1 protein-coding gene is annotated in these 1,272 nt (G+C 34.0%); it reads right to left on the reverse strand.

Annotated features, from left to right (window positions below):
• Nucleotides 1-18: 18 nt before the first annotated feature.
• The gene (locus tag EFE42_RS04570) at nucleotides 19-1,170 is read right to left on the reverse strand and encodes an RNA-guided endonuclease TnpB family protein (protein ID WP_123136143.1); all 1,152 of its coding nucleotides are present in this window, start codon (nucleotides 1,168-1,170) and stop codon (nucleotides 19-21) included.
• Between the last annotated feature and the right edge of the window lie 102 nt (nucleotides 1,171-1,272).

A 1,272-nucleotide genomic window follows, 5' to 3' on the forward strand; every position in this document is an offset into this window, starting at 1 on the left:
AAGGGGCTTGAATGTCAATTAAGCATTCGTCTGGGTGGCTGACAAGCACCCCTGAGATTCCAGGATATACCTGTAATCTCGTGTTTTGTGTTCAATATTCATTGCACCAATTAGGTCGGCATTGTTTTCATAACCACATTTTTCACATCTGAAAGATAACCTGTTACGGTTATTCTTAGAGATATGTTTGCATCGAATACAAGTTTGAGAAGTATAAGATGGATCAACATAATGTGTAATTATGCCTACTTCTCTTGCTTTATATTCAATGAATATTTGTAATTGGCGGAAAGCCCAACTACTGTGGTTATGTCTCATCTTTTTGGAAACTTTGGAAAGAGTGGATTCACGGATTCCTGTTAAGTCTTCCAGACCTATTACTGATACTTTGTTTTCAACTGCGAATTTCACAATTTCTTTTGAGATTGTGTGGTTTACATCTCGCATAAGACGTTTCTCTTTACCTGCAATGTATTTCAACATACGTTTTGCAGATAAAGTTCCCTTCGATTGTAAACGTTTTCTCATTGATTTGTATTGGTTGCGAAGATTCTTAATTTCACCACCAGCAAAAAAACTACATTTTTTATCGGTAGTGGAAGCAACAGCAAGATAGTTCATACCAACATCTATACCCATGAATGTAGAAGCGTCTGTTATTTTTTTATCAAGAACTTCTTTTTCAAGAGATAAATGGAAATAATAATCTCCATCTTTATGTTTTACAACTTTGGATGCTTGGTATTTCCATGAACCATCAAAATATTGTTTAGCGTAATCATAATTCAAAATGGAATATGCTTTTCTTCCGCAGATAGTCGTTATTTTGACTGTGTCTTCATCAATCACAAAATCCCTTTTGTAAGAAAAAGTCATAGATGATGGCGAAAATTCTACTTTTTGCCATTTTGCCTTTTTCTGTTTCTTTAATGTTTTGTAACATCCAGCAACCTGTCTTGGAATATTACAACTCATTTGGGATTTCAATTTTAATGTTTCACGAAGATATGGGTAAACTTCCTTTTGTAATTTCATTGCTGGAATTGGTTTACCTTTATCAAAAAGAACTTTGGAAGCATAGTTCATTCCATCAGAATATTTCTGCATAGTTTCCACTAAATCATTATCAGGATTACTAATTTTCAAGATAACTGTTTTAGTGAGAAACATATACTGTCATATTCACACGCAAAATATAAATATTTTACTGTGAATTATTAGACGCATTCCTCCCCTACCTCACGGAAGGGGACTCCTGCTTTATTAGTTGAA

It is taken from the genome of Methanohalophilus sp. RSK, from assembly GCF_003722075.1.
Classification (GTDB): Archaea; Halobacteriota; Methanosarcinia; order Methanosarcinales; family Methanosarcinaceae; genus Methanohalophilus.

Bases quoted from the DNA above. Each gene is read 5' to 3' on its own strand.
- EFE42_RS04570 (WP_123136143.1), bottom strand. From the start codon at position 1,170: ATGTTTCTCACTAAAACAGTTATCTTGAAAATTAGTAATCCTGATAAT.